Origin of the sequence: Lentzea flaviverrucosa, assembly GCF_003350445.1 — a bacterium.
Lineage (GTDB): Bacteria > Actinomycetota > Actinomycetes > Mycobacteriales > Pseudonocardiaceae > Lentzea > Lentzea californiensis.
In genome coordinates this window covers 162,802-186,694 of sequence record NZ_QQAU01000018.1, presented here as the reverse complement: position 1 = coordinate 186,694, position 23,893 = coordinate 162,802, and the positions used below count along the sequence as shown (strand labels likewise).

Below are 23,893 nucleotides of genomic sequence, written 5' to 3'. Positions count from 1 at the left end.
TCGGCCGTATGCCCCCGTCAGCCGCACGTTCCGGGAGTCCCAAGCCGGGGCGCCGGAAGCGGCGCCGGGGCAGGAGGCTCGAGACCGTCGACGAGACGTCGGCCGGTGGCCTGGTGCTCGACGGCGAGCAGCGGGCCGCGGTGATCGGCAGACTTGACCGGCGAGGCCGGTTGCTGTGGTCTTTGCCCAAGGGTCACATCGAGGCAGGCGAGACCGCGGAGCAGACCGCGGTGCGCGAGGTCGCCGAGGAGACCGGTATTCATAGCAGGGTGTTGCGCCCGTTGGGGTCGATCGACTACTGGTTCGTCGCTGACGACCGCCGGGTGCACAAGACGGTTCACCACTTCCTCCTCGAAGCGACGGGGGGAGAGCTTTCCGACGAAGACGTGGAGGTCACCGAGGTGGCGTGGGTGCCACTCGGCGAACTGGACGAGCGACTCGCGTATGCCGACGAGCGCCGCCTGGTCCGCCGAGCAGCCGAACTGCTCGCCGGCCGTTGCCACAACGGGGCGGAGTCGTCGGCGTGAGCCTGAAGAAGCTCGTCTGCACAGCCGCTGTCGCCGCGTTCGTGGTGATCACAGCGCCGGCCGCGGCCGCCCAGCAGGGGCAGCCGGACGAGGTCGACGCGTTGCCGTTCATGCCCGCTCCCGCCACCCAGGTGTGGGCGACCAGGTCGCTCTCCGCCCAGCCGGGCCAGGCGCAGCCGCAGTTCCTGCGGCTCGACATCGACCAGCTCACCCCCCGGTTCGTCACGAGCGACTCCCCGGCGACCGTCAGGATCACCGGCAAGATCGTCAACATCGGCGACCGCAAGGTGTCCGACATCGTGCTGCGCCTGGAGCGTGGTGAGCCGCTCGACTCCGAGGACGACCTGCGCAAGGCGTTGCGGGAGCCGGCGGCGGCCGAGGCCGTGCAGCCCAAGTTCACCCCCGTCGCCGGCGAGCTCGAACCCGGCCAGCAGAAGGACTTCACGCTGGAGGTGCCGCTGCGCGGTACCGAGCCGACCTCGCTGGAGGTCGAACGGCCGGGCATCTACCCGATCCTCGCGAACGTCAACGGGCGGCCGGACTACGGCGGCCAGGCACGTCTCGCGGCGCTGTCGACGCTGCTGCCCGTGCTGGGCGTGCCCGGCGGCGAGACCAGGGGCAAGCCGGGCGCGAGCTCGAAGCTGACGGTGCTGTGGCCGATCGCGGACCGCCCGCGGCTGGTCAGGCTCGGCGGCGAGGGCCAGTCGGAGCTGATCGACGACGAGCTCGCGGCGTCGCTCTCGGTCAACGGCCGGCTGTACGGCCTGCTGCAGGCCTACGAGCAGGCGGTGCCGCAGATGAGCACGGCCATGTGCCTGGCCATCGACCCGGACCTGCTGCGCACCGTGCAGGCCATGAGCACCGGCTACAAGCTGCGTGGCGGCACCGAGGGCAAGGGCCGGATCGAGGCGAAGCTGTGGCTCGACCGCCTCAAGCTCGCCGTCACGGGCCGTTGCGTGGTCGCGCTGCCGTACGCCGACGCCGACCTCGTGGCGTTGAACAGGGCGAAGCTCGCGACCATGCGCGCGCTCGCGGTGACCGACGGCCCCAAGCTCATCCAGGACGTCCTGTCCGTGCAGCCGCTGCCCGACCTGGTGTGGCCGGAGGACGGCGTGCTCGACCAGTCGACGTTCGACGAGCTGGTCACCCCGCAGCCGGACAAGGGCTACCCCGGCGCGAAGTCGTTGCTGCTCGACCCGACCGGCATCGCCGACGCGCCGGGCACCGCGCCCGTCGTCATCGGCGGCAAGAACCCGGTGACCGCGGTCAAGATCGACTCGATGGTCTCGGACGCGCTGCAGGGCAGTGAGTCGCGCCCGCGCACGCTGTCCGGCGTGACCACGCCGGTCGAGAGCCAGCCGGTGTCCGTGCAGAACGCGCTGGCGGTGCTGGTGTTCCGCGCAGGCTGGCAGGGCGACGGCCGCAACGTGCTGGTCGCGCCGCCGCGCCGCTGGCACGCGCCGCTCTCGGAGATGACCGAGTTCCTCACCACCGCCCAGAAGCTGCTGACCAGCGGTTACGCGACCCAGACCGGCCTCGCGGAGCTCACCGGCGCCACGCCCGCGGTGACGAACGCCAAGATCTCCTACCCGCCGGAGGCCGGTGCGCGTGAGATCTCGGCGATCATCTCGGACTCCGTGACGAACCAGAGCGTCGAGCTCAACGGCCTCGTCGCCGCCATGCAGCAGGAGGACAGCGCGCACGCGGCGCCGGCCGACCTGGCCGACCCGCTGTGGCTCGGGCTGCTGCGGGCGATGTCCGGTGCGTGGCGCGGCAATGAGCAGGGCGCCCGGTCCGCGGCCGAGGTCAGCCAGAGCGAACTGAACGCGCTGACCGGCATGGTCGGCGTGACGCAGCCGAACAGCCCGATCCTGCTCGGCTCCGGCGACAGCCCGATCCCGGTCACGATCACGAACAAGCTCGACGTCCGCGTGACGGTCCGGATCAACCTCGCCGACACCCCCGGCATCCGCAAGCTCGACCTCGCCGACCAGGTGCTTCCCGCCCGCGGCGAGCGCGTCGTGCGGGTACCCGTCGAGGTGCTGCGCTCCGGCCGGTTCCCGGTCAGCGTGCGCCTGACCACTCCCGAGGGCGTCCCGCTCGGTGACACTGTCAAGCTGGAGGTGTCGTCGTCCGCCTACGGCACCATCACGGTGATCATCACCGTGATCGCGGGCATCGCGCTCGTTCTGCTTTCCGGGCGCCGGATCTACAAGAGGGTCCGCGCTCGCAACGGCGAGAACGGCGACGCCCCGTCCATCGAGAACGTCACACCGGAGAAGTCGAGCGCGTGAGCGAGACAGCCACGACCACCCAGCCAGAGCAGCAGAACCAAGCACCGTCGGTCGCCAGGGCGAGCGGCTCGATGGCGATCGCGACGATCGTCAGCCGAGGCACCGGCCTGCTGTCGAAGGTGCTGCTCATCGCGGTGATCGGCGCCGAGATGCTCGGCGACTCCTACCAGGCGGCTTCGACGCTGCCCACGATGATCAACGAGCTCCTGCTCGGCGGCATCCTGACCAGCGTGGCGATCCCGCTGTTGGTCCGCGCCGAGAAGGAGGACGGCGACGGCGGCGAGTCGTACGCCCAGTGGCTGATCACCATGGGCACGCTGATCCTCGGCGTCGGTACGGTCATCGCGATGGCCTGCGCGCCGTTGCTGACCGACCTCTACATCTCCGACTCCCAGAACGCGAACCCCGAGCTGGTCACCGCGTTCGCGTACCTGGTGCTGCCGGGCATCGTCTTCTACGGCCTGACGGCGCTGCTCAGCGCCGTGCTCAACGCACGGCACGTGTTCGGCATCCCCACCTGGGCGCCGGTGCTGAACAACCTCGTCGTGATCGTCGTGCTGGTCGTCTACGCGCTGCTGCCGGGCGAGCTCACGCTCAACCCGGTCCGCATGACCGACGTGCACCTGCTGGTGCTCGGCCTCGGCACCGCGCTCGGTGTGGCCGTGCAGGCGTCCGTGCTGTTCCCGGCGCTGAAGAAGACCGGCTTCAAGTTCAAGTGGCGCTTCGGCTGGGACTCGCGCCTGTCGGAGTTCGGCAGCCTCGCGTTCTGGGTGCTGCTCTACGTCGGGCTCGGCCTGGCCAGCATGACGGTGCTGACGAACGTGGCGACGAGCGCCGAGGGCACGCTGACGGCGTTCAACTACCAGTGGCTCATCGCCCAGGTGCCGTACGGCGTCCTCGGCGTCTCCCTGCTGACGGCGTTGATGCCGAAGATGAGCCGGGCGGCCGCGAACAACGACAACGAGTCGATCGTGCGCGACCTGCTGTTCGGCAACCGCATGTCGGCGATCCTGCTGATGCCGTTCAGCGCGTTGATGACGGTGTCCGGTCTGGCCATCGGCCTCGCGGCCTTCGCCTGGGGCAACTCCGGCGTCGACGGCGGCACGAGGATCGGTCTCGCGCTCGCGCTCTCGGCGTTCGGTCTCGTGCCCTACGCCGTGACGCTGCTGCAGCTGCGGGTCTTCTACGCGATGAAGGACGCCCGCACGCCGACGCTCATCCAGGCGTTGATCGTGGCGGTGCGCATCGGGCTTCTCTACCTCTTCCTCGCGGTGTCCACGCCGGGTGACGCCTCGCAGCTCGCCGTCGGTGTGTCGCTCGCGATGTCGCTGAGCTTCGTCTTCGGCGCGATCGTCGGGCAGGTGTGGCTGCGGGTCCGCCTCGGCCGCCTGCGCACCGGCTTCACCATCTGGACGGTCTGCCTCACCGTCGTCGCCTCCTCGCTGGCCTTCGCGGTCGCCAAGGGCGCGAACTGGCTGGTCCTGGGCATGCTCGGCACCATCGAGCCGGTCGTGGCGGCCTGGATCGAGGTCGTGCTCGTGACGGCGATCGGCCTGCCCCTCGCGTTCGGCCTTTTGGCGGCGTTCCGGGTGCCCGAGATGAAGCCGGTGATCGCCAAGATCAACCGTTTGGTGCGGCGAAGGTGACTCCAGTCCGTGAGCGCCGTCCCGTACCCTCGTGTCCGTGAGTAGCGGAGTTCACGCCGCCCTGAATCCCGGGGGCGTCATCGGCAACGGCCGCTACCGGCTGCTCGCCAAATCAGGAGCGGACGCGCGGTCCAACGCGGAGCTGTGGCGAGCGCGGGACGGTCAGCTCAACCGGGACGTGGCGCTGACGGTGTTGCTGGGCAACCTCGCGGACAACGAGGCCGCCGCCCGTGCCCGCCGAACGGTCGAACGCGCGATGCACGCGTCGTCGTTCACGCACCCCGGCGTGTCCAGGGTGATCGACGTGCTGACGCCCGGCACCGGCATCCGCCCCGACGAGGGCATCCTCGGCATCGTCATCGCCGAGTGGACCCAGGGCACCGACCTGATGGACCTCATCGCGGAGGGCCCGCTGCCGGCGGGCGCCGCGACCCGCCTGCTCGAACCGCTGGGCGCCGCCATCGAGGGCGCGCACCACGCCGGTCTCGTGCTGGGCGCCGACCACCCGCAGCGCATCCGGGTCACCTCCGACGGCCGCCTGCGCCTCGCGTTCCCCGGCCCGCGGCCGGACGCGATCGCGCGCGACGACGTCAAGGGCCTCGGCGCGATCCTGTACCTGCTGCTCACCGGCCGGTGGGCGCTGCCGGGCGGCCCTCAGGGCGTGCCGGTCGCACCGACCGGGCCGGACGGGTCCGTGGTCGCTCCGAACGCGTTGCACCCGTACCTGCCGCACGACCTGTCGTCCGTCGCGGTGCGCTCGCTCGAAGACACGTCGGTGGGCGGCATCCGGACGTCCGCCGCGATCCTGCAGGTCCTCGACCAGATCGCGGCCGAGGAAGCCCAGACCGCGCTGATCCCGGCCGTGGCGTCGACCCGCGATGACGACGACCAGGTCGTGTGGACCACACAGCGTCCACGGCAGGACAAGCAGCAGAAGAAGAAGCTGTGGATCAGCGTCGGCGTGCTCGCCCTGGCCACGCTGACCGTGATCGTGTGGCTGAGCGTGCAGATCGTCGGTTTCTTCAGCGACGAGCCGTCCAAGGGCGGCGGCCCGACCGTGGTGATCAACCAGCCGGGGTCGAACGGCCAGAGCGCACCTCCGCCCGCACCCGCAGGGCCGGTGCAGCCGGCGGCCATCGGCGTCTACGACGTGACGAACCAGCCCGACAACCCCAACCAGGCGAGCCGGGCGGCCGACAACAACGCGGGCACGTTCTGGCGGACCGACAACTACTTCCAGCCGTTCCCGACGCTCAAGCCCGGCATCGGTCTGATGGCCTCGTTCGCGGAGCCGGTGAAGCTGGCCTCGGTCACCATCACCTCGCCCAGCAAGGGCACGCACGTCGAGATCAGGTCCGCGTCCGCGCTGGACGCGCCGCTCGAGGAGACCAAGGTCATCGGGGTGGCCGACCTGTCCGACGGGCAGACGCAGATCCAGCTGAACGAGCACGAGCCGACCGGTCACGTCCTGATCTGGATCACGCAGCTCACGAGCTCCGGCGGCGGCAAGAACCAGTCCGAGGTCCGGGAAGTCCTCTACACGCGAGCGCAGTAGCCCGGCGAGTAGAACTACGCCCGCACTCTGGGTAGCCCTGTCCGGGTGATCTGTGATCACCCTCGCTAAAGTCCCTCCTGTGACCGCCGCAGCCAGCTCGGACGCCGACCTCATCTCGGCCCACGCCGCAGGTGACCCCTACGCGTTCTCGGAGCTGGTCAAACGGCACCGCGACCGGATGTGGGCGGTGGCGTTGCGCACGCTGCGTGATCCCGAAGAGGCCGCGGACGCGCTGCAGGAGGCGTTCATCTCGGCCTTCCGGGCGGCGTCGTCGTTCCGCGCAGAGTCACAGGTGACCACCTGGCTTCACCGGATCGTGGTGAACGCGTGTCTCGATCGGATGAGACGCCGACAAACAAGACCGACAGTGCCGTTGCCCGAGGCCGGTCCCGGCGAACCCGTCGCTCCCCGTGACGCGATGAGCGACCGCGAGACCAGCCTGATGGTGCAGCAGGCGTTGATGGAGCTGCCGGAAGAGCAGCGCGCGCCCATCGTGCTCGTCGACGTCGAGGGGTACTCGGTCGCCGAGACGGCCAAGATGCTCGGCATCGCGGAGGGCACGGTCAAGAGCCGGTGTGCGCGGGGTCGCGCCAAGCTGGCCAAAGTTCTCGGGCACCTCAGGAACCGAATCGCAGATGCGAACGTCCCAGCTGACGGTGTGAATGTGCAAGAGCAACGTCAGTGGGAGGGCCGATGACCGGCATGGAGCGCGTGCCGATGGGTCCGCCGTGGTCTGTTGACCTCATCGCGGACCTGCACGCGGGCGTGCTGCCCCCTGAGGTCGCCGCACAGCTGCGTCCGAGGGTCGAGGCGGACGCCGACGCCAGGGAGGTCCTGCAGGCGCTCGACGCCACGCTGGAGGACCTGCGGTCGTTGCCGCCCGTCCCGATGCCCGACCACGTGGCCGCGCGGATCGACGCGGCGCTGGCCGCGGAGGCCCGCCCCGGCATCGCGCCGGTCGTGTCGCTGAACGACGCCCGCAAGCGCCGCAACCGCCGTCTCGGCATGGGCGGTGCCGGTGTGCTGGTCGCCGCGGCGGCCGCGTTCGGCATCGTGCTGGCCGTGTCACCGGGTGCGCAGCAGCCGCCCGCGAACGACGCCGCGCCCGCGCCGACGACCAAGCCGGGTGCGGCTCCTCCGCTCGCGCTCAAACGCGACGAACTGGGCTCCGCGGTCGGTGAAGTGCTCAAAGCGCAGAACTACGGCCCGCTGGAGACCCCCGACCGGTTGGCCGGCTGTCTGAAGGGCGGCGGCATCACCAGCTCGGGCACCCCGCTCGGCATCAGCCCGATCGACCTCGAGGGCAAGTCCGCGGTCATGGCGATCCTGCCCGCAGGACTGGGCAAGTACCGCCTGGTCGTGCTGGACCCGGCCACCTGCGGGCCGGACAAGCCGGAGGGCGTTCTCGCGGACACGACCGTGGGTCAGAGGTAGTCGTTCAAGTCACGGAATTAGCTGCACCTACGATCCGTTGAGCCAGTCAGACGACGAGATCGAGGAGTTGCAGAGCCGTGAGCGTGCGCAACGTGATCATCATTGGATCGGGACCGGCGGGCTACACCGCGGCGGTCTACGCGGCACGCGCGCAGCTGGAGCCCCTGGTCTTCGAGGGTTCGCAGTACGGCGGCGCCCTCATGACGACGACCGAGGTCGAGAACTACCCGGGCTTCCGCGACGGCATCATGGGCCCCGAGCTCATGGAGCAGATGCGCGAGCAGGCCACCCGCTTCGGTGCCGAGCTGCGCGCCGAGGACGTCGAGTCGGTCGAGCTGACCGGTGAGGTCAAGAAGGTCGTCGCGAACGGCGTCGAGTACGAGGCCAAGGCCGTCATCCTCGCGATGGGTGCCGCGGCCCGCTACCTGAACATCCCCGGCGAGCAGGAGCTGCTCGGCCGCGGCGTGTCCGCCTGTGCGACGTGCGACGGGTTCTTCTTCCGCGACCACGACATCGCGGTGGTCGGCGGCGGCGACACGGCCATGGAGGAGGCGACGTTCCTCACGCGCTTCGCCAAGTCCGTGACGGTCATCCACCGCCGCGAGGAGTTCCGCGCCTCGAAGGTCATGCTGGAGCGTGCCCGCGCCAACGAGAAGATCAGGTGGCAGCTGAACACGCAGGTCACCGACGTTCTCGGTGACGGCACCGTGTCGTCGATCAAGGTGAAGGACACCCAGACCGGCGCCGAGTCCGAGCTGCCCGTCACCGGTTTCTTCCTCGCGATCGGCCACGACCCGCGCTCGGCGCTGGTCAAGGGCCAGGTCGACCTCGACGCGGAGGGTTACGTCCTGACCAAGGACAAGTCCTCGTACACGAACCTGGACGGCGTGTTCGCCGCCGGCGACCTGGTCGACCACGAATACCGTCAGGCGATCACCGCCGCCGGCTCCGGTTGCAGCGCTGCGATCGACGCGGAGCGGTGGCTGGCCGAGCACGGCACCGAGCAGGCCGAGATGGCCGCCGACGCCGTCGGTGGCGGCTACGGCAAGAGCAACTGAAGTTCCTTCTGCGAGTCTTTTTAGGGAGATCAACATGGCAGGCGCCACCGTCACGGTGACCGACAAGTCGTTCGCGGACGACGTGCTGACCAGCGAGAAGCCCGTGCTGGTCGACTTCTGGGCGACCTGGTGCGGCCCGTGCAAGATGGTTGCCCCGGTGCTGGAGGAGATCGCGGCCGAGCACGGCGAGAAGATCACCATCGCCAAGGTCGACATCGACGCCAACCCGTCGATCGCCCGCGACTACCAGATCATGTCCGTGCCGACGCTGATCCTGTTCCAGGGCGGCCGCCCGGTGAAGCAGATCGTCGGCGCGAAGCCCAAGGCCGCGCTGCTGAAGGACCTGTCGGACGTGCTCTCCTGAGTCCAGGAAGTTGCAGGAGCTGAGAAGTTCTTTGCAACGCGCAACGTGACCCGCCCGTCTATCGATAAGACGAGCGGGTCACGTTCGTTTTCGGTACCGGGGCGGTGATCTCGGTACGACTGTGAGTAGCCCTGCATCGATCACTTAGCGCAGCAGGGCACAATGAAGACTTCCCAACTGACGCGCCGACCAGGTTCGGCGCCCTAGTCGAGCGAGGGTGCATGCAGCTGCTCCGCCGCGGGGACGTCGGAAGTGATGTTGCCGAGATCCGGTCGACCCTGACCAGGCTCGGACTGCTTCCGCCGGCCGACCCACAGGCGCCGCCGGTGTTCGACCAGCAGGTCGAGCACGCAGTGCGCGCGTTCCAGCAGCAGCGGGGGCTGATCATCGATGGCATCGTCGGCCCGGCTACCTACCGTTCGCTGCGTGACGCGACGTTCCGGTTGGGGGACCGGCCACTCGCGTTCCTGATGTCGCAGCCGACGACCGGTGACGACGTGCTGGCCCTGCAGGAACGCATGCTGGAGCTCGGTTACGACGCCGGCCGCGCCAACGGCGTGTTCGGCCAGCAGACCGAGCAGGCATTGAAGAACTTCCAGCGCGACTACGGACTGATCGTGGACGGCATGTGCGGTCCGGACACCGTGCGCGCGTTGCGCCAGCTCCAGCCGAAGGTGCGCGGTGGCCGTCCGCAGCTGCTGCGCGAGCAGGAGAAGCTGCGCGGTGCCGGTTCACGCCTGTCCGGCAAGCGCATCGTCATCGACCCCGGTCACGGTGGCCAGGACCGCGGTGTGGTCGTGGACGGGCTGTGCGAGGCCGATCTGATGCTGGACCTGGCTCGCCGCCTCGAAGGCAAGATGGCCGCCACCGGCATGGAGGCGCTGCTCACGCGAGGGCCGGACAACTGCCCGGACGAGAACGAGCGCGCCCGGTTCGCGAACGAGGCCGGTGCCGACCTGATCCTGTCCCTGCACAGCGACGGCAACTCGTCGCCGAACGCGCAGGGCGTGGCGACGTTCCACTACGGCACCGGCAACGGCACGTCGTCGACGGTCGGTGAGGCGCTGGCCGGGTTCATCCAGCGCGAGGTCACCGCCCGCACGACGATGTCGAGCTGCGGTTCGCACCCGAAGACGTGGGAACTGCTGCGGCTCACCCGCTGCACGGCCGTCCGCGTCGAGGTGGGCTACCTGACGAACGCGGAGGACCGCGCACGGCTGGCGACCCCGGGGTTCCGCGACATCGTGGCCGAGGGCATCCTCGTGGCCGTGAAGCGTCTGTACCTGCTCGGCAAGGACGACCAGCCGACGGGCACGTTCACGTTCAACGACCTGCTGCGCTACGAGATGGCCAAGGGCTGACGTTCTGACGAAAAAGGCCCCCTCCGCTTCGGCGAGGGGGCCTTTTCGCTGTCTCAGACCGGGCGGAAGCTGGGTTCCGCGGTGGAGACGGTGACGCTGTTGAGGAGCCGTTCGAGAGCGGCCTCCACGTCTTCCTTCCAGGTGATGGAGCTGCGGAGCTCCATCCGCAACCGGGGCCAGCGGGGGTGCGGCCGCACGGTCTTGAAGCCGACGCTCGTGAGGAAGTCGGCCGGCGTGACGCAACTGGCCCCTTCGTCGTCCGGGCGCATGTCGCCGAACGCCTCGATGGCCTTCACGCCACGACGCGTCAGGTCCTTCGCCACGGCCTGCACGAGGACTCGCGCGAGCCCGCCCCCTCGGAACTCGGGGAGGACGTCCAGCGATGTCATGAGGACCGCGTCCGGGCTCACCGGAGACGTGGGGAAGGCGGCGCTGCGCGGAACGGCGGCCGGTGGTGCGTAGAAGACCGAACCGGCGGGGATGCCGTCGCAGTAGATCATGCGACCGCACGAACCCCATTCGAGCAGGACGCTGGAGACCCAGGCTTCCTTCTCGAACTCGGTGTCGCCGTACTCCTCGGCCTGTTCACGCAGATGAGGAGCCAGTTCCCAGAAAACGCACGTCCTGCTGTGCTTGGAGAGATGCTCCAGGTTGTCCAGCGTGACGCCTACGACGCGACGGGACACCCCGACCTCCACCCGTTAACACACAAAGCGAACCCATACGAGGGTAGGCGAATGTGACGGAACCCGGAAGGCGCGTGCCCTGAACGGGACGACGGTTACACTCGCTCGGGACATTTCCTATACAGGAGTCCCACATGACTGTGCCCGGACAGCCCGCCAAGCAGGGCCCCAGAAGCCTTGACCCCCACCTCCGCCGCTACGCAGCGCGCACGGCAGGGATGACGGCATCGGAGATCCGGGCACTTTTCGCAGTCGCGTCCCGTCCCGAGGTCGTATCGCTGGCCGGTGGCATGCCCCACCTGGCCGCTCTGCCTCTGGAGTCGCTGTCCGCGGAGATCGGTCAGCTGGTGGCCTCCGAGGGCCTGGTGGCCCTGCAGTACGGCTCGGCGCACGGTGTTCCGACGCTGCGCGAGCAGATCTGCGACGTGATGGCGTTGGAAGGCATCAACGGCCACCCGGACGACGTGGTGGTGACCGTGGGCTCGCAGATGGGCCTCGACATGGTCACCCGGATCTTCTGCGACCCCGGTGACGTCGTCATCGCCGAGGGTCCCTCCTACGTGGGCGCTCTCGGGTCGTTCACCGCGTACCAGGCTCAGGTCGTGCACGTCGCGATGGACGCCGACGGGCTCGTACCGTCGTTGCTGCGGGAGGCCCTCGAGGCCTGCAAGCGCAACGGTCAGCGGGTCAAGTTCCTCTACACGATCCCGAACTTCCACAACCCGGCCGGCGTGACGCTGGCGGTGTCGCGGCGGGCCGAGGTCCTGGAGATCTGCCGGACGTACGGCGTGCTGGTCGTGGAGGACAACCCGTACGGACTGCTCGGGTTCGACGGGCAGACCTACCCGGCGTTGCGGTCGATGGACCCGGACAACGTCGTGTACCTCGGGTCGTTCTCGAAGACGTTCGCGGCCGGGCTGCGGGTCGGCTGGGTGCTGGCGCCGCACGCGGTCCGCGAGAAGCTGGTGCTGGCCGCCGAGTCGGCCACGCTGTGCCCGCCGACGCTGAACCAGATGATCGTGTCCCGGTACCTGTCGACGCAGGACTGGAAGGGCCAGATCAAGACCTACCGCGAGGCGTACCGGGAACGCCGTGACGCGGCGATCTCCGCCCTCGAACAGCACATGCCGCAAGGTTCCACGTGGAACATTCCGGATGGCGGCTTCTACGTCTGGGTGACGGTGCCGGAGGGCATCGACACGAAGGCGATGCTGCCCCGCGCCGTGACGGCCCGCGTGGCCTACGCGTCCGGCACCGGCTTCTACGCGGACGGCTTCGGCTCCCGCCAGTTGCGGATCTCGTACTGCTACCCGACGCCGGAACGCATCCGTGAGGGCGTCCGCCGCCTGGCGAACGTCATCGAGGAAGAGATGCAGCTGGCCGCGACCTTCGGGGCGACGCCGGGCCGCCAGCTGTCCGGTCCGCAGACCCCGTCGCCCGACACCGCCTGATCCTTGGAGTTCTGCTGTGGCTGACCGCATGGTCGCTGTGCTGTCCGGTGGGCTTTCCCACGAACGTGAAGTCTCGATCCGCTCCGGACGCCGGCTGTCTGCCGCCCTGCGGTCCGTGGGCGTGACGGTGGAGGAGTGGGACGCCGACGCGTCACTGCTGACGCGTCTTCGGGACCACCGCCCGGATGCCGTCGTCGTCGCCCTGCACGGCGGTGAGGGCGAGAACGGTTCGGTGCAGGCGATCCTCGAGATGTTCGGCGTGCCGTACGTGGGCACGGACTCGCGGGCGTGCCGGCGGGCGTGGGACAAGCCGACCGCGAAGGCCGAGCTCGCCCGTGCCGGACTGGCGACGCCGGAGTGGATCGTGCTGCCGCACGCGACGTTCCGGGAGCTGGGTGCCAAGCCGGTGCTCGACGCGATGGTCTCGACGCTGGGACTGCCGTTGATGCTGAAGCCGGACCAGGGTGGCTCGGCGCTGGGCGCTCAGGTCGTCCGGGACGCCGCCGAGTTGCCGCCCGCGATGGTCGGGTGCCTGGCATACGGCGACACCGTTCTCGCCGAGCAGTTCATTTCCGGAGTGGAGGTGGCGGTCGCGGTCGTCGACGGTCCGGAGGGTCCGTACGCGCTGCCGGCCGTCGAGATCGTTCCGGAGACCGGGGTCTACGACTACACCGCCCGGTACACGGCGGGGCTGACGGACTTCCACGCGCCGGCCCGGTTGGACGCGGCCTCGGCCAAGGCGGTGGGGGAGCTCGCGGTGGCGGCGCACCGGCTGCTCGGGTTGCGGGACGTGTCGCGGACCGACGCCATCGTGGCCGAGGACGGCACCGTGTACTTCCTCGAAGTGAACGTGTCGCCGGGACTGACCGAGACGTCGCTCCTGCCGATGGCCGTCGAAGCGGCGGGGCAGTCGCTGGGCGAGATCTACGCCGGTTTGATCGAGCGCGCTGTCGCTCGTTGACCTCTCTTCATAGGTGACGCCCCGTATCCGATTGGATGCGGGGCGTCATCGTCACCGTGACATAAGGCCCTGGTGTGATCCTATGGGCCTACTCCGATGTCCGAATTGTCGTTTCTGGGCTCATCATGCCGATGATCCTTTGAAGATCATCAACTGACCCGAATTCGACCACGATCCGGCCTTTTCGCTGCCCGAGTTCGACCTTCACTCGGGTGTCGAAGTTGTCGGAGAGGCGCTCGGCGAGCTCCTGCAGACCGGGCGCGTGCAGCTGCTTGCGCGGGGCGGCCTTCTCCTTCTTCGGCTTCTCGTTCTTGGCGATCGTCACCGCTTCTTCGGTTGCGCGGACCGACATGCCCTCGGCGATGATCCGTGCCGCGAGGTCTTCCTGCGCTCCCGCGTCGTCCAGACCGAGAAGCGCCCGCGCGTGACCGGCGCTCAGCACACCCGCCGCGACCCGTCGCTGAACGGGGAGGGGGAGCTTCAACAGCCGGATGGTGTTCGTGACGACGGGGCGGCTGCGGCCGATGCGGTCCGCCAGTTCCTCGTGCGTGACACCGAACTCCTGCAGCAGCTGCTGGTACGCCGCCGCCTCTTCGAGCGGGTTGAGCTGGACGCGGTGGATGTTCTCCAGCAGCGCGTCGCGCAGCATGACGTCGTCGGCGGTCTGCCGAACGATGGCCGGGATCGTCTTGAGCCCGGCCTGCTGCGTGGCCCGCCACCGGCGCTCGCCCATGACGAGCTCGAAGGTGTCCGCGGTCAGCTCGCGGACCACGATCGGCTGCATGAGCCCGAACTCCTTGATGGAGAACGAGAGCTCGTCGATCGCATCCTGGTCGAACACCTGGCGCGGCTGCTTGGCGTTCGTCCTGATCGCCGTGACCGCGATCTCGCGGTAGATCGCGCCCGCGACCTCACCGGCAGGCTGCTGGGTCAGGGTCTTGGTGGACCCGTTGCCGCCCATCGCGGGACGCATCGTGCTCGGCGCACCGGCCGGCGGACCCTGCGGGATGAGTGCGGCCAGACCGCGCCCGAGTCCGCCCTTGCGCTGCTCCGTCATGCGCCCTCCTTCTTGGCCCCGCGGATCGCGATCTCCTTGGCGGCGTCGAGGTAACTCATCGACCCACGCGAGCCCGGGTCGTACGTCAGCACCGTCTGCCCGAATCCTGGCGCCTCGGAGACCTTCACGCTGCGCGGAATCACCGTCCGGAGAGCGACGTCGCCGAAGTGGCCGCGCACCTCACTGGTCACCTGGTCCGCGAGCTTCGTGCGTCCGTCGTACATGGTGAGGAGGATCGTGGAGATCGCGAGATCGGGGTTGAGGTGCTGCTGCACGAGCTCGATGTTGCGGATCAGCTGGCTCAGCCCTTCCAGCGCGTAGTACTCGCACTGAATGGGGATCAGCACCTCCTGCGCCGCCACCATCGCGTTGACGGTCAGCAGACCGAGGCTCGGCGGGCAGTCGATGAAGACGTAGTCGGGCTGCAGCTGGTCGAGCGCCTCGGAGGAGAGCGCCTCCTTGAGCCGCGACTCACGCGCCACCATCGAGACGAGCTCGATCTCGGCACCCGCGAGGTCGATCGTCGCGGGCACGCAGAAGAGGTTCGGCGACGTCGGGCTGACCTGAGCCGCCTCGGCGATGGAGATCTCGCCGAGCAGCACCTCGTAGACGGACGGCGTGCCGCTGCGGTGCTCGACGGACAGCGCCGTGCTGGCGTTGCCCTGCGGGTCGAGGTCGATCACGAGCGTCTTGAGTCCGTGAATGGCGAGCGCCGCGGCGAGGTTCACCGTGCTCGTCGTCTTGCCGACGCCACCCTTCTGGTTGGCGACGGTCATCACCCGGCGATGGGTCGGACGGGGGAGCAGTGACTCATCGGGGTGCAGCACGCTTGCCGCACGAGCCGCCTCTTCTGCAATCGGGGTCCACACCACGGCGCTGTCATCTCCGTTGTTGGTCGGCTTGGCTTTGTGTTTGGAGGGCGTTTCACGTGGAACATCGGCTGCGTGGAACTCCGGGTACACGCTCAACGAACCCTCCGCATCTGGCGCTCCACGATGAGCACCGTCGTCGGCACCTCAAGTACATCCGCTCCCACGACGACGACATGTGCGTTGGCGCCCCCAGCCTTGAGCACCGCCTCGCCGTCGCGTTCCAGCTCCTCCTGCGCACGCTCGCCCTTGAGCGCGACCATCCGCCCGCCACCCCGGAGGAGCGGCAGGCACCACTTCGTCAGCTTCTCCAGCGGAGCCACCGCCCGCGCAGTCGCAGCGTCGGAGTTCAACAGCTGCTTGCGGATCGGCCCTTCCTCCGCACGTCCCCGGAGGACCGTCACGTTGTCCAGCTGAAGACGTTCCTTCACTTCCTCGAGCCACGCGATGCGGCGCGCCATCGGCTCGAGAAGCGTGATCCTCAGGTCGGGCCGTGCAATGGCGAGCGGCACCCCCGGCAAGCCGGCGCCCGAGCCCACGTCGACGACACGTTCGTTCGGCTGGAACAGCTCCTCGATCACCGCCGAGTTCAGCACGTGCCGATCCCAAATCTTCTCGACTTCACGAGGACCGATAAGTCCACGCTCCACGCCGTACTCCTCCAGGAGCCTGACGAACTCGGCGGCACGCTCAACGTGCTCACCAAAGACGAGCTTCGCGCTGTCGGGCAACTCCCCGGCCATGTTCTCCGTCCGCGTTTCACGTGAAACCACGCGGCGCGGTGTCCCGGCGGCCGGTGGAAGAGCTGGCGAATGCCAGGGGACCATCATGACGGATCGACCGCGTGCGGCGCCAAATCCTGAGCGCCGTTTCACGTGAAACTTGGGGGAAAGTTGGCTTCGTTGCTCTACACCGTGGATCGGCCCGGTCCCGGCACCGTCTCGACGATGAGCCATCCGGCTGGCGGCGTGTATCTGGAGGGCAAGATCCGCGAGTTGCGCCGGCTTGGTGTGGATGTGCTCGTGTCGGCTCAGACCGATGGTGAGCGGGTCGAGTGCGATCTTGTGGATGAGGAGGCGGTGGTTGTCGCTGCCGGGCTGAGGTACTTGTGTTTTCCGATTGAGGATCGGACTGTGCCGGATGTGGAGTCTGCTGTCGCTACGGTCGAGCCGCTGCATGCGCTGTACCGGAGTGGGGCGCATGTGGTGTTCCACTGTTGGGCTGGGATTGGGCGGTCTTCGTTGTTGGCCGGGTTGTTGTTGGGGATGGACGGGGTGGAGCCGGGGGAGGCTTGGCGGTTGATCGCGGCGGCTCGGGGGTTTGTGGTGCCGGATACGGCGGAGCAGAGAGAGTGGTTGGCTACTTGGTGGGATGGGCGTGCGTCTCGCTGATCGCAGGGTTGATGCGTTCACTCGGGCTGGTTGTGGGGTGGGTGTTTCACGTGGAACACGTTGGGGGTGTTGCGCGGGGGCGGCTTGGGCTGGCTGGATTCGGAGGTGCAGCGCGGGTCGGCTTACGTTGGTCTGTTCCTGTGCAAGCGGGGGTGGTCACCAATGCGCTCAGGTCACCTTGCGAGGGCGGGCGCGTAGGCAGCCGCGCGGGTCGGCTTGTGTCCGCTTGTCGCGTTCCAGCGGAGTGGTCACCAATGCACTCAGGTCACCTTGCGAGGGCGGACGCGGAGGCAGTGCCTGGGTCGGCTTGCGTTGGCCTGTTCCTGTTCCAGCGGGGTGGTCGCCTGTCGTGCGGGCGGTCGCCTTGCGTGGGTGGCCGGGCGGGCAGTACCGGGCCGGTGCGGGTCATCGCCGCTGCGCGACGATAGCGATTGGGGCTTGACCTCGAGCCTCTGGCGGGATGCTTAAACGGCCGGAAAAGGCCGGGCTGAAAAGCGCCCGGCCGTGCCCATGAGGGGAGCATCCCGCCCACTCAAGGTAAAGCCCCAATCGCGCAGTGCGTGGGTCACCACCGCTTATCCGGCAGGCCTAGGTTCACACGGCTCGGCTTCGCCCTTGCGACTGGCGGCAGGGCGGCTCGACTTCGCCGTTGCCCTGCGCGTGAGGAGGGACGCCTCGGCTCCGCCCTTGCGTTGGGCGGCAGGGTGGCTCGGCTTCGCCATTGCCCTGACCGTGCGGGGAGTCTCCTTGAGATGCCGCGCGTATCGACCAGTCGCCACCAGGTGCCGCGCCCCCTCGCTGCGACTTGCATGTCGGCGGACCTGTCTGTCGTTCGCGCGGCGACTGTCTGGCGGAGGTGTCCGTGCCAAATCGGAACTGAGCTTCTCCTGCCCCCGCGCTCGGTCCCGTGCTCGTGCTGGCCGGGACAGCAAACGGCCCCTGGTTCCGGAAGGAACCAGGGGCCGTGAGTGATGCGAGACGTCAGGGCTTGGGGAAGATGATGACCCGGCGCTGCGGCTCTTCGCCTTCGCTTTCGCTGTGCACGCCCGCGACCGCGGCGACGGCGTCGTGGACGACCTTGCGCTCGAACGGGGTCATGGGGTGCAGGCGGGCGCGTTCGCCTGAGGCGGCCACCTTTTCTGCGGTGGTCTTGCCCATCTCCGCCAGTTCTGCTCGGCGGCCTGCTCGCCACTGGGCGATGTCCAGCATGAGGCGGGAGCGGACTCCCGTTTCCTGCTGGACTGCCAGGCGGGTGAGTTCCTGGAGCGATTCGAGGACGTTGCCTCGGGGGCCCACCAGCTTGGCGAGGTCTTCGCCGCCGTCGATGCTGACGATGGCCCGGCCGCTTTCCACGTCCAGGTCGATGTCGCCGTCGTAGTCCAGCAGGTCCAGCAGGCGCTCGAGGTAGTCGCCCGCGATGTCGCCTTCCTGGACGAGCAGGTCCTCGGTCTTGCTCTGCGACTGCGGCTCGGCCGTGGTCTCGGACTCGGCTGCGGCCTCCGACGACGCCTCCACGTCGTCGGTCGCCTGCAAGGTCTCCGACACGATGTCTCCTCTCCGGGGCAACGCCCGAAATCAGCGGCGCTTCTTGCTGCCCGGCTTCTTGCTGGTGGATCGGCCTGGGGTCAGGCCGGGGATCTCGGTGTTCGCGTTGCCGTTCGTGGCGTCGTCCGTCGAGGCCTTCGGCGGTCCGCTCGGGCCCGCGGTCGGCATGCGCTTGGCGCCGTTGGCCGGCTTGGCTCCGGGGGCGGGCTTCTTCGGGTTGACCGGCTTCGCACCCGGCTTCGGAGCGAGGGCCTGGCGGGTCTCGACGACCGTGGCCTTCTTCTCCTCTTCCTCGGAGTCGATGCGCTTGTAGACGAAGTGCTGCTGGCCGAGGGTCCACGCGTTGTTGGACAGCCAGTACAGCAGGATCGCGACGGGGAAGAAGAAGCCGCCGGCGAGGACGCCCAGGGGGAAGATCCAGAGCGTCAGCTTGTTCATGATGGCCGTCTGCGGGTTGTCCAGCGCGGCCTGGTTCTGGCGGGCGACCGAGTGGCGGGCCGTGAAGTGGGTCGCGATGGACGCCACGATCATCAGCGGCACCGACAGCAGGATGACGTTCAGGCGCTCGGTGCCGTACTGGGCCAGCTGGTCGCCGGGCATCGTGATGAACGTCGAGAGGTTCGTGCCGAAGAGCTTGGCGTTGACGAACGAGTCGACGCCCTGCTTGTCGAAGAAGTAGACCTCGCCCCAGCCGGGCTTGAACGAGCGCAGCACGTGGAACAGGCCGATGAACACCGGGATCTGCACCAGCATCGGCAGGCAGCCGCCGAGCGGGTTGACGCCGTGCTCGGACTGCAGCTTCTGCATCTCCTGCGCCTGGCGCTGGCGGTCGTTCGGGAACTTCTTCTTGATCTTCTGCATCTCCGGCGCGAACTCCTGCATCTTTCGCATGGAGCGCACCTGGCCGACGAACGGCTTGAAGAGGATGGCGCGGAGGGTGAAGACCAGGAAGATGACGGCCAGTGCCCAGGCGAAGCCGCTCGACTCACCGAAGACCTTGCCGAACACCCAGTGCCAACACCACAAGATGAAGGACACCGGGTAGTAGATGAAGTTGAGCACGGGAGCTACTCCTCGGTGGATACGTCGGGGACCTGCCGCCTCGGCGGAACGGGGTCCAGGCCTCCAGGGTGCCAGGGTCCGCAGCGCAGCAACCGGCGGATGGTCAGCCAGGTCCCTCGAAGTGCGCCGTGGACTGTCAGGGCTTCCACCGCGTACGCGCTGCAACTCGGGTAGAAGCGGCAGGTCGGCGGCAGCAGCGGCGAGATGAACTTCCGGTAGAAGTGCACCGGCAGCAGCGCGACCTTCGCGGGCAACGTGGTCATCGCAGCACCTTGCGCAGGGCAGAAGAGAAATCGGCGGCGAGTTCGGAACTCGACGCCTCGGCTGCTGGAGCCAACGCCCGGACCACGACGAGAGTTCCCGGCGGCATCTCTGCCAGGGCGGGACGCACCACGTGGCGCAGGCGCCTGTAGACGCGGTGGCGTACCACCGAGTTGCCCACTGCCTTGCTCACGACGAAGCCCACCTTGGACGAATCCAAGGTGGGCACGTCAGGCTTCAAGACGTGGACGACCAACCGGGGTCGTCCGGCGCGGCGGCCTCTGCGGACCACCAGGCCGAAGTCCTGGCTGCGGGTGAGCCGGGCGGCCGGTGGTAGCACGACGACGCTGCGCTTACCAGCCGCGGTCAGGCGGACAGAGTCGCACGGCCCTTGCTGCGGCGCGCGGCCAGAATGGCGCGGCCGGCGCGGGTCCGCATGCGCAGCCGGAAGCCGTGCGTCTTCGCGCGGCGGCGGTTGTTGGGCTGGAAGGTGCGCTTACCCTTGCTCACGGTCGGTCTCCCGGTGCTTCACTGCTGACAAAGCCTTGTGGTTGTCCCCGACGGCAGTGGACGTAGGCGCGCGAAAGGCGCCCGTCGCAAGCGGGAGACTCGTACGAGGGTACGCATGCCCGGGTGCGCCGACCAAATCGGGGTGGGCCACGCCACGTCTTGTGAGCCGTGCCGGGCCTTGTTACCGTTCGTCCTTCGCGCTGCCGGGGCTGGCGTGGGAGCCGCCACCGACCGGCAACACAACGCACCTTTTAGTGCACAGTTGTGGATAACTCTGTGGATACCTCTATTCTCCGTGTCCACGTGTGGAGTCTTTGGCTCCGGTGGAGGGGAGGGGAGCGCGGAGGTGTCGAACCAGCAGGTCGATCTTGGTCTCGTGTGGGCCGAGGTGGTGCAGGAACTGGCGACCAGCCACCTGTCCCCCCAGCAGCGCGCGTGGATGAGGGTCACCCGTCCTATCGGTTTGCTGGATGGAACGGCACTGCTCGCTGCTCCCAGTGACTTCGCGAAGGAAGCGATCGAACGCGCATTGCGCGATCCGATCACCGCCGCGCTGTCCCGCAGGCTGGGCCGGACCGTCTCCCTGGCGGTGAAGGTCGACTCGCCGGAGCCGGTGAGTCCCGTGAGCCCGCCGACCACGCCGATCCCGGTCCACTCGATCCAGCCCGTGGCGCCGGTCCAGATCCCGCCGGCTCCCGGCGTTCCGAACGGCGACACGCCCGGCTCCGTGATCACGGACGACGTGGGCGCGGCCGACGGTGCGGAGGAAGAGGTCGACGAGGCCGGCGACGCGCTCGCCGCCGTCACCGAGATCTGGCCGACGTTCAACACCGCCAACGCGGCGGTCGGCGCGGCGTCGAACGCGAACCTCCCGTACACGCGGCCCGCGAACCCGTCGCCGTCGCAGACCCGGCTGAACGAGAAGTACAACTTCGACACGTTCGTCATCGGCGCCTCGAACCGGTTCGCGCACGCCGCGGCGGTCGCGGTGGCCGAGGCTCCCGCCAGGGCGTACAACCCGCTCTTCATCTGGGGTGAGAGCGGCCTCGGCAAGACGCACCTGCTGCACGCCGTCGGGCACTACGCGCAGCGCCTGTTCCCCGGCATGCGCGTGCGGTACGTGTCGACCGAGGAGTTCACCAACGACTTCATCAACTCGCTGCGTGACGACCGCAAGGTCGCCTTCCAGCGCCGCTACCGGGACATCGACGTCCTCCTCGTCGACGACATCCAGTTCCTGGAGGGCAAGGAAGGTACGCAGGAGGAGTTCTTCCACACGTTCAACACGCTCCACAACACGAACAAGCAGATCGTGGTGTCGAGCGACCGGCCGCCCAAGCGGCTGGAGACGCTGGAAGACCGCCTGCGCACGCGGTTCGAGTGGGGCCTGATCACGGACATCCAGCCGCCCGAGCTGGAGACCCGGATCGCGATCCTCCGCAAGAAGGCGGCTCAGGACAGGCTCGCGGCCCCGGCCGACGTGCTGGAGTTCATCGCCTCCCGCATCGAGCGGAACATCCGCGAGCTCGAAGGCGCGCTCATCCGCGTCACGGCGTTCGCGTCGCTCAACCGCCAGCCGGTCGACATCCAGCTCGCCGAGATCGTCCTGCGCGACCTGATCCCGGACTCGCACGCGCCGGAGATCACCGCGCCGATGATCATGGCGGTCACCGCCGAGTTCTTCCAGGTCTCGATGGACGACCTGTGCGGCCCCGGCAAGACGAAGGCGCTCGCGCAGGCACGGCAGATCTCCATGTACCTGTGCCGCGAACTGACGGACCTGTCGCTGCCGAAGATCGGCCAGACGTTCGGCGGCCGCGACCACACGACGGTCATGCACGCGGACAAGAAGATCCGCAAGGAGATGGCCGAGCGCCGGCGGATCTACGACCAGGTGCAGGAGCTGACGTCGCGCATCAAGCAGCGCGCCCGCCACACTCCCTGATCCACCCGGGTGGCAACGAAGGGGTCCTCCATCGCGGAGGGCCCCTTTTTCGTGTGCCCGGAACGCAGCGGGCGACCGGGCCCCGGCGCCCGGGGACGCGACCGGTGGGGTGTGAGACGGACACCCGGGGACGCGGCCGCGGCTCGACGGCCAACACCCGGGGACGACTTCGGCGCAACGATGGGACTGCATCAGTACGTGCGCCTCCAACCACCACCACGCGCCGCACACGTACCCGGGTAGACGAGGCTCGAACCGCCGCGCGGCGAAGCTTTCTGTTCGTCCCCTGCACTCGAAGGGGTGGGGACAACTGGAAAAGTCTGTGGCCCCGGCCACGATCTGGCCACAGAAGCCTGTTGAACACCCGGGTACAACTGGCCCACACCCGGGGACGCACCCGGGGACAACTGTGGACGATCTGTGGATCGAGACCTGTGCACAACTGGTTGTCCCCGGGTGGGCCGATCTGTCCCCGGGTGTTGTCCCCCCTTAGTCCACATGGTGGGTGACACCTTGACCTGCATGTTTAAGGGCTGTCCCCACAATCCACAACCCTTACTGTTACTGCTGTTTGATCTCTTCTAGGAAGAACTCAAAAGCAAAACAGCGTGGACAACTCCCGGGGATCGGTGGCCGAACCCCGAAGTGACGGGAAGGGCCAGGACGCTCTAACGTTGGCGCTCCGCACCTCGGTCAGCCGAGGTCGAGGCTCCCTGACCCCCACTGGCACGTTGTCGTGGTCGGGCTTGTCGACTGTCGAGGAAAGGACGCCTCATGAAGATCCGCGTCGAACGCGACGGCCTGGCCGACGCAGTCGCCTGGGTCGCTCGAAGCCTTCCGTCCCGTCCACCGGTCCCCGTGCTGGGCGGCGTGCTGCTCGACGCGGAGTCGGACGACTCGCTGACGGTCTCCGGGTTCGACTACGAGGTCTCCGCCCAGGTCGGTGTCCCGGCGACGATCGCCGACGGTGGCCGCGCCCTGGTCTCCGGGCGTCTTCTCGCCGACATCACCAAGGCGCTGCCGAACCACCCCGTCGAGATCGCGGTCGACGGCTCTCGAATGATGATCAGCTGTGGCAGTGCCAGGTTCAGCCTCCCGACGATGCCGGTCGAGGACTACCCGGCCCTCCCGTCGATGCCCCAGCTGATCGGCGAGCTCCCCGGCGAGGTCTTCGGTGAGGCGGTCAGCCAGGTCGCCGTCGCGGCCGGCAAGGACGACACGCTCCCGATGCTGACCGGCGTCCGCGTCGAGATCGGCGAGGGCAAGCTGACCCTCGTCGCCACCGACCGGTTCCGGCTCGCCATGCGGGAGTTCCCCTGGGAGCCGGACGCAACCCTCGGCGAGGTCGCGGTCCTCGTCCCGGCCCGCACCCTCGGCGACGCGGCCAAGACGCTCGGCTCGTCCGGCGCCAAGGTCGAGATGTCGCTCGCGGCCAACGACGGACTGCTCGGTCTCTCCGGCTCCGGCAAGCGGACCACCACCCGCCTGCTCGACGCGGACTTCCCGAAGTACCGTCAGCTGCTGCCCTCCGAGCACAGCGCCGCGGCGATCATCGACATCGACGCGCTGCAGCAGGCGATCAAGCGCGTGTCGCTCGTCGCCGAGCGCGGCACCCAGGTGCGCCTCGAGTTCGTCGACGGTGGTCTTCGTCTCTCCGCCGGTGGCGACGACGAGGGTTCGGCCGAGGAAGAGCTCCCGGTCGAGTACACCGGCGACGCGGTCACCATCGCGTTCAACCCGGGCTACCTGCTCGACGGCCTCGGTGCGGTCCGCACGCAGAAAGTCCACTTGTCCTTCACCACACCCAGCCGACCGGCGTTGCTGAAGCCGGTGGACGAGGATGGGAACGTGGCGCCGGGCTACCTGTACCTGCTCATGCCCGTTCGCCTTCCCGGCTGAGAAAACCCTTACCGGGT

23 protein-coding genes are annotated in these 23,893 nt (G+C 68.5%); 14 read left to right on the top strand and 9 right to left on the bottom strand.

The features are described 5' to 3' along the window. Window positions 1-8 precede the first annotated feature (8 nt). From DFR72_RS39870 to DFR72_RS39830, 9 genes are all read left to right on the top strand, one after another. On the top strand, window positions 9-527 hold the full coding sequence (locus tag DFR72_RS39870; protein WP_114773943.1) for an NUDIX hydrolase: 519 nt from the start codon (window positions 9-11) through the stop codon (window positions 525-527). Next, the gene (locus tag DFR72_RS39865; RefSeq protein ID WP_090071982.1) at window positions 524-2,821 is read left to right on the top strand and encodes a DUF6049 family protein; all 2,298 of its coding nucleotides are present in this window, start codon (window positions 524-526) and stop codon (window positions 2,819-2,821) included. The genes DFR72_RS39870 and DFR72_RS39865 overlap by 4 nt, the downstream gene beginning before the upstream one ends. After that, window positions 2,818-4,467, top strand: a complete 1,650-nt coding sequence (gene murJ, locus DFR72_RS39860; protein WP_245983844.1) for a murein biosynthesis integral membrane protein MurJ — start codon at window positions 2,818-2,820, stop codon at window positions 4,465-4,467. The genes DFR72_RS39865 and murJ overlap by 4 nt, the downstream gene beginning before the upstream one ends. 31 nt (window positions 4,468-4,498) lie before the next feature. Next, window positions 4,499-6,022: a protein kinase family protein gene (locus DFR72_RS39855; RefSeq protein ID WP_425459939.1), complete on the top strand. Its 1,524-nt coding sequence runs from the start codon at window positions 4,499-4,501 to the stop codon at window positions 6,020-6,022. Window positions 6,023-6,101: 79 nt separating this feature from the next. Beyond that, window positions 6,102-6,719, top strand: a complete 618-nt coding sequence (sigM, locus tag DFR72_RS39850; protein ID WP_090071983.1) for an RNA polymerase sigma factor SigM — start codon at window positions 6,102-6,104, stop codon at window positions 6,717-6,719. After that, complete coding sequence (locus DFR72_RS39845; RefSeq protein WP_245983843.1) at window positions 6,716-7,456, top strand: hypothetical protein; 741 nt, start codon at window positions 6,716-6,718, stop codon at window positions 7,454-7,456. Before sigM ends, DFR72_RS39845 begins: the two co-directional genes overlap by 4 nt. A gap of 77 nt (window positions 7,457-7,533) precedes the next feature. Next, the gene (trxB, locus tag DFR72_RS39840; RefSeq protein ID WP_090071986.1) at window positions 7,534-8,514 is read left to right on the top strand and encodes a thioredoxin-disulfide reductase; all 981 of its coding nucleotides are present in this window, start codon (window positions 7,534-7,536) and stop codon (window positions 8,512-8,514) included. A 34-nt stretch (window positions 8,515-8,548) separates the two neighbouring features. Next, a complete protein-coding gene (trxA, locus tag DFR72_RS39835) occupies window positions 8,549-8,878 on the top strand; it encodes a thioredoxin (protein WP_090071992.1) in 330 nt (109 codons plus the stop codon). A gap of 221 nt (window positions 8,879-9,099) precedes the next feature. After that, window positions 9,100-10,239, top strand: a complete 1,140-nt coding sequence (locus DFR72_RS39830) for an N-acetylmuramoyl-L-alanine amidase (protein WP_090071993.1) — start codon at window positions 9,100-9,102, stop codon at window positions 10,237-10,239. A 53-nt stretch (window positions 10,240-10,292) separates the two neighbouring features. Here DFR72_RS39830 and DFR72_RS39825 read toward each other — a convergent pair whose 3' ends face one another. Further along, on the bottom strand, window positions 10,293-10,925 hold the full coding sequence (locus DFR72_RS39825; protein ID WP_090072241.1) for a GNAT family N-acetyltransferase: 633 nt from the start codon (window positions 10,923-10,925) through the stop codon (window positions 10,293-10,295). A 134-nt stretch (window positions 10,926-11,059) separates the two neighbouring features. Between DFR72_RS39825 and DFR72_RS39820 the strand changes: the two genes are divergently transcribed. Beyond that, window positions 11,060-12,376: an aminotransferase-like domain-containing protein gene (locus DFR72_RS39820; protein ID WP_090071994.1), complete on the top strand. Its 1,317-nt coding sequence runs from the start codon at window positions 11,060-11,062 to the stop codon at window positions 12,374-12,376. Window positions 12,377-12,392: 16 nt separating this feature from the next. Then, a complete protein-coding gene (locus DFR72_RS39815; protein WP_090071997.1) occupies window positions 12,393-13,337 on the top strand; it encodes a D-alanine--D-alanine ligase family protein in 945 nt (314 codons plus the stop codon). An 88-nt stretch (window positions 13,338-13,425) separates the two neighbouring features. Here DFR72_RS39815 and DFR72_RS39810 read toward each other — a convergent pair whose 3' ends face one another. The 3 genes from DFR72_RS39810 to rsmG all read right to left on the bottom strand — a co-directional run bounded on the left by DFR72_RS39810 (window position 13,426) and on the right by rsmG (window position 16,006). Beyond that, window positions 13,426-14,394 carry a ParB/RepB/Spo0J family partition protein gene (locus DFR72_RS39810; RefSeq protein ID WP_090071998.1) on the bottom strand — a complete coding sequence of 323 codons (969 nt, stop codon included), beginning with the start codon at window positions 14,392-14,394 and terminating at the stop codon, window positions 13,426-13,428. Next, window positions 14,391-15,266, bottom strand: a complete 876-nt coding sequence (locus DFR72_RS39805) for a ParA family protein (protein ID WP_245983842.1) — start codon at window positions 15,264-15,266, stop codon at window positions 14,391-14,393. Before DFR72_RS39805 ends, DFR72_RS39810 begins: the two co-directional genes overlap by 4 nt. 92 nt (window positions 15,267-15,358) lie before the next feature. After that, window positions 15,359-16,006 (bottom strand): 16S rRNA (guanine(527)-N(7))-methyltransferase RsmG, encoded by a 648-nt coding sequence (gene rsmG / locus DFR72_RS39800; RefSeq protein ID WP_090072000.1) that lies wholly within the window; start codon window positions 16,004-16,006, stop codon window positions 15,359-15,361. A 204-nt stretch (window positions 16,007-16,210) separates the two neighbouring features. On the opposite strand from rsmG, the gene DFR72_RS48020 reads away from it, so the two are divergent. Then, the gene (locus DFR72_RS48020) at window positions 16,211-16,654 is read left to right on the top strand and encodes a protein-tyrosine phosphatase family protein (protein WP_369679981.1); all 444 of its coding nucleotides are present in this window, start codon (window positions 16,211-16,213) and stop codon (window positions 16,652-16,654) included. Window positions 16,655-17,635: 981 nt separating this feature from the next. On the opposite strand, the gene DFR72_RS39790 is transcribed toward DFR72_RS48020, so the two are convergent. From DFR72_RS39790 to rpmH, 5 genes are all read right to left on the bottom strand, one after another. Then, on the bottom strand, window positions 17,636-18,199 hold the full coding sequence (locus DFR72_RS39790; protein WP_090072001.1) for a Jag family protein: 564 nt from the start codon (window positions 18,197-18,199) through the stop codon (window positions 17,636-17,638). A 30-nt stretch (window positions 18,200-18,229) separates the two neighbouring features. Further along, a complete protein-coding gene (gene yidC, locus DFR72_RS39785; protein WP_090072002.1) occupies window positions 18,230-19,261 on the bottom strand; it encodes a membrane protein insertase YidC in 1,032 nt (343 codons plus the stop codon). Between the two features lie 5 nt (window positions 19,262-19,266). Continuing rightward, a complete protein-coding gene (yidD, locus tag DFR72_RS39780) occupies window positions 19,267-19,524 on the bottom strand; it encodes a membrane protein insertion efficiency factor YidD (protein WP_030480223.1) in 258 nt (85 codons plus the stop codon). Beyond that, entirely contained in the window at window positions 19,521-19,814 is a 294-nt protein-coding gene (gene rnpA / locus DFR72_RS39775) for a ribonuclease P protein component (protein ID WP_342768719.1), read from the bottom strand. The genes yidD and rnpA overlap by 4 nt, the downstream gene beginning before the upstream one ends. A 74-nt stretch (window positions 19,815-19,888) precedes the next feature. Then, window positions 19,889-20,032 carry a 50S ribosomal protein L34 gene (gene rpmH, locus DFR72_RS39770; RefSeq protein ID WP_030465619.1) on the bottom strand — a complete coding sequence of 48 codons (144 nt, stop codon included), beginning with the start codon at window positions 20,030-20,032 and terminating at the stop codon, window positions 19,889-19,891. 346 nt (window positions 20,033-20,378) lie between these two features. On the opposite strand from rpmH, the gene dnaA reads away from it, so the two are divergent. Both dnaA and dnaN read left to right on the top strand, forming a co-directional pair. Beyond that, window positions 20,379-21,977, top strand: a complete 1,599-nt coding sequence (dnaA, locus tag DFR72_RS39765) for a chromosomal replication initiator protein DnaA (protein ID WP_090072004.1) — start codon at window positions 20,379-20,381, stop codon at window positions 21,975-21,977. A gap of 774 nt (window positions 21,978-22,751) precedes the next feature. Then, a complete protein-coding gene (dnaN, locus tag DFR72_RS39760; protein ID WP_090072005.1) occupies window positions 22,752-23,876 on the top strand; it encodes a DNA polymerase III subunit beta in 1,125 nt (374 codons plus the stop codon). The last annotated feature ends 17 nt before the right edge of the window (window positions 23,877-23,893 follow it).

Bases quoted from the DNA above. Each gene is read 5' to 3' on its own strand.
- yidD (WP_030480223.1), bottom strand. From the start codon at position 19,524: ATGACCACGTTGCCCGCGAAGGTCGCGCTGCTGCCGGTGCACTTCTAC.
- DFR72_RS39845 (WP_245983843.1), top strand. From the start codon at position 6,716: ATGACCGGCATGGAGCGCGTGCCGATGGGTCCGCCGTGGTCTGTTGAC.
- dnaN (WP_090072005.1), top strand. From the start codon at position 22,752: ATGAAGATCCGCGTCGAACGCGACGGCCTGGCCGACGCAGTCGCCTGG.
- trxA (WP_090071992.1), top strand. From the start codon at position 8,549: ATGGCAGGCGCCACCGTCACGGTGACCGACAAGTCGTTCGCGGACGAC.
- DFR72_RS48020 (WP_369679981.1), top strand. From the start codon at position 16,211: ATGAGCCATCCGGCTGGCGGCGTGTATCTGGAGGGCAAGATCCGCGAG.
- DFR72_RS39820 (WP_090071994.1), top strand. From the start codon at position 11,060: ATGACTGTGCCCGGACAGCCCGCCAAGCAGGGCCCCAGAAGCCTTGAC.
- DFR72_RS39810 (WP_090071998.1), bottom strand. From the start codon at position 14,394: ATGACGGAGCAGCGCAAGGGCGGACTCGGGCGCGGTCTGGCCGCACTC.
- DFR72_RS39870 (WP_114773943.1), top strand. From the start codon at position 9: ATGCCCCCGTCAGCCGCACGTTCCGGGAGTCCCAAGCCGGGGCGCCGG.
- rsmG (WP_090072000.1), bottom strand. From the start codon at position 16,006: ATGGCCGGGGAGTTGCCCGACAGCGCGAAGCTCGTCTTTGGTGAGCAC.
- DFR72_RS39830 (WP_090071993.1), top strand. From the start codon at position 9,100: ATGCAGCTGCTCCGCCGCGGGGACGTCGGAAGTGATGTTGCCGAGATC.